The sequence below is a fragment of the Apilactobacillus sp. genome (genome assembly GCF_025290035.1).
GTDB lineage: Bacteria > Bacillota > Bacilli > Lactobacillales > Lactobacillaceae > Apilactobacillus.
Genome location: NZ_JAMBKT010000039.1, coordinates 1 through 3,451, shown reverse-complemented (window position 1 = coordinate 3,451; position 3,451 = coordinate 1). Strand labels below are relative to the sequence as shown.

Here is a 3,451-nt window from a genome sequence, read left to right as displayed (position 1 = left end):
CGATTAGGTAACTGTTTAGTTCACCCTTGTTCCATTCCTTGAAGATATCAGCTAATTCGTCAATGTCGATACCGGCACCGTTACGAAGAATGTCGTAACTTTCGTCGATTAATTGTTCATCACCGTATTCAATACCGTTGTGAACCATCTTTACGTAGTGACCTGCACCGTTAGGTCCGATGTAAGCAACACATGGCTTACCATCGCTAGCCTTAGCAGCGATTTGAGTTAAAACAGGTTCAACTAGCTTGTATGCTTCTTCTTGACCACCAGGCATTAGTGATGGACCGTGTAAAGCACCTAGTTCACCACCAGAAACACCCATACCAATAAAGTTGATACCAGATGCATCTAGTCTAGCGTTTCTTTCGATTGTGTTATGGAAGTTAGTGTTACCACCATCAATTAAGATATCACCCTTGTCTAATAAAGGTAATAGTGAGTCGATAGTTGCGTCAGTTGGCTTACCAGCCTTAACCATCATAACGATACGACGTGGAGTTTCTAGTGAGTTAACAAAATCTTCAACAGAGTAACTTGGTACCAAGTTCTTGTCTGCGTGATCCTTCATTACCGCTTCAGTCTTTGAAGCTGAACGGTTAAAAATACCTACAGTGAAGCCGCGGCTTTCAATGTTAAGGGCTAAGTTCTTACCCATAACAGCCATTCCAACAACACCAATGTTTGCTTTTGAGTCAGCCATTATAAACCTTCCTTTTTAAAGAAAATTGTGTATAAATATACACTTAGATTTTAACATTTTAATGATTAAATGTCATATAAATTATTTTTTTGAGTTAAAAACCCAAGCTCTGCCATCACGAGCTAGTAATTCGTCGGCAGCATCAGGTCCCATTGAACCTGGTGTGTAGTTAGGGAAGTCTGGTTTGTCAGTATCCCAAACATGTCTGATAACATCGGCGAATTCCCAAGCACGACTTACTTCGTCCCAACTGGCAAAGTTAGTAGCGTTACCTAAGATAGCATCGTGGATTAAACGTTCGTATGGTTCTGGAGTAGCAGCCTTTTCTTCATCACTTTGAGTGTGAGTTAAGTCTAGTGGTTGCATTTCCATACCTTGACCAGCTTGCTTTCCGTTTAGACGTAGGATGATCTTGTTAACAGGGTCTACGAATAAAGTAAGCACGTTGTTGTTTAATTCGCTTTCAGTTCCTTTAGCAGAAGCAAAGATGTCTACTAGCGGTTTCTTGAATACAACATCGATTCTAGTAAACTTGTCAGTTAGCATCTTACCAGTTCTGATGTAGAAAGGAACGTTCTTCCAACGTTTGTTTTCGAACAATACTTTACCGGCAACGTAAGTTTCGGTAATTGAATCGTTAGGAACGTTGTCTTCGTGACGGTAATCTCTTTGGTCACCGTTTGCACCATATTGTCCACGAACGAAGTTTTGACGAGCTTCGTCTTCAGTGTAAACATGCATGCTTCTTAGTGCACGAATCTTTTCTCTGCGGATGTCTACGTCCTTGAATGAAATAGGGTCTTCCATTGCAAGAATAGTAAGCATTTGCATAGTGTGGTTTTGTACCATATCACGTAGGGCACCTGAACCATCATAGTATCCGGCACGTTCTTCAACACCTAGCTTTTCAGCAAGGGTTACTTGAATGTTGTCAATGTACTTGTTGTTCCAAATACCTTCGATTAGTGGGTTACCAAAACGTAATGCAATAATGTTTTGAACCATTTCTTTACCCAAGTAATGATCAATTCTGTAAACTTGGTTTTCGTTAAATGATTTAGCCAAAGCATTGTTCAATTCTTCAGCTGTGTCGTAGTCACGTCCGAATGGTTTTTCGATAATTAAACGGTTGAAACCGCCATTGTCTGATAAACAGTTGTGGGCTTTTAAGTTTTTAGCTACAGTTCCAAAGAAGTTAGGAGCCATGGAAATGTAGAAGATACGATTTCCTTCAATATCATATTGTTGGTCTAACTTGTTTGCGTAGTCACTTAATGCGTCGTAATGTTCTGGATTAGTTACGTCGTGTGACATGTAGTAAAAATGACTAGCGAAAGCTTTTGCTTGTTCTTCGCTGTCAGCGTTGGCACTTACAGAGTCCAAGATTACTTCGCGGAACTTTTCGTCGCTCCATTCACGACGACCAGTACCGATTAATGCAAAGTGATCGTTATCTACGTAACCTTTTTTGTATAGGTTAAAAATAGATGGATATAATTTACGTTTAGCTAGGTCACCTGTTGCACCAAAAAGCATGAACAAGGCACGAGTTGCTGTTGCCAATTACCGTCACTCCTTATAGAAAAATTTTAACGAATCAAATGAAATATCTTTCATTTTCGGTTAATAATACAAGGCTATTATATAACACCATGCTAAATTAAAAAAGTGTTTTTAATCCATAGCACAAAAGAAATGTAAACGCTTTACTAAAATTTAATAATTTAAACATCTCTTAATGGATATTATGCTCTCAAATGAATTATAATTGTTGTTAGAACATTTGAATAAGGGGGAGGATTCATGAAGAAAAGAACAGAATTAGGACTTCGTTTAGTATTTTTCTATTCACTATTGTTAAATTCCGGTGCTGCATTCATGTGGCCACTAGTAACGATGTATATCGATGACTATTTACATAAGTCACTACTAGTGTCGGGGGTATCATTACTATTTATTTCCGGTTTTACCATTATTGGTAATTACATCGGGGGTTATCTATTTGATCATTGGTCAGCGTACAAAGCGGCCTTGATTGGTATTACCGTCTCGACGGCCGCCATTTTAGCATTAATTTTCTTTCATGGATGGCCTACCTTTGCGATTCTAATGGTAGTTTTAGGGTTTGGAGACGGGATTAACCTTACACTTCTAAACTCATATGCTACCAACGTTAAGAGTAAGGACACCAGAACGGTATTCAACATCCTATATGTCGGATTAAACATCGGGGTGGTAATCGGAACTGCGATGGTTGGATACCTACTAAAATATGGTGTCGCCATTGTCTTTATGACCGCAGCGGTATTTTACATCTTGCTATGGTTGCTTACTTTTGTATACTTCAACATCGACTTTTCAGACTACGATAACAGTATTCCAAAAGAAGAAATCAAGGAAGAAAAAGAGGGGATTTTTAAGTCCAACGTTCGACTAATCTACCCAATTTGTATCATGGTATTTACCGTCTACTTGAGTTATACATTGTGGGAAAGTGTTATGTCAGTCCACATGGTTAAAATGGGGATTCCGTTTGAAGCATACTCAATGCTTTGGACAGTTAACGGTCTAATGATTGTATTTGGACAACCTATATTAAATTACGTAAGTAAACGACTAAAAATTCATTTAAATCACCAAGTTTTCTTGGGAGTATTTATCTTCGCAATTTCGTTTTACTTCCTAGTTTACGCAAAGACTTTCCCAGTCTTTTTAGCCATCATGATTTTCCTAACATTTGGTGAAATG

The 3,451-nt window shown here is 38.4% G+C and carries 3 protein-coding genes; 1 reads left to right on the top strand and 2 read right to left on the bottom strand.

Features of this window, described 5'->3' with window-relative positions:
* Together M3005_RS05915 and zwf are read right to left on the bottom strand one after the other, a co-directional pair.
* Nucleotides 1-703, bottom strand: a 703-nt coding sequence (locus M3005_RS05915; protein WP_293794538.1) for an NAD(P)-binding domain-containing protein, incomplete at its 3' end; no start/stop codon positions are given.
* Nucleotides 704-784: 81 nt separating this feature from the next.
* Nucleotides 785-2,266 carry a glucose-6-phosphate dehydrogenase gene (zwf, locus tag M3005_RS05910; RefSeq protein WP_053791307.1) on the bottom strand — a complete coding sequence of 494 codons (1,482 nt, stop codon included), beginning with the start codon at nucleotides 2,264-2,266 and terminating at the stop codon, nucleotides 785-787.
* 240 nt (nucleotides 2,267-2,506) lie between these two features.
* Between zwf and M3005_RS05905 the strand changes: the two genes are divergently transcribed.
* Nucleotides 2,507-3,451 (top strand): MFS transporter (locus M3005_RS05905; protein ID WP_293794536.1); only part of this gene is annotated, 945 nt, incomplete at its 3' end.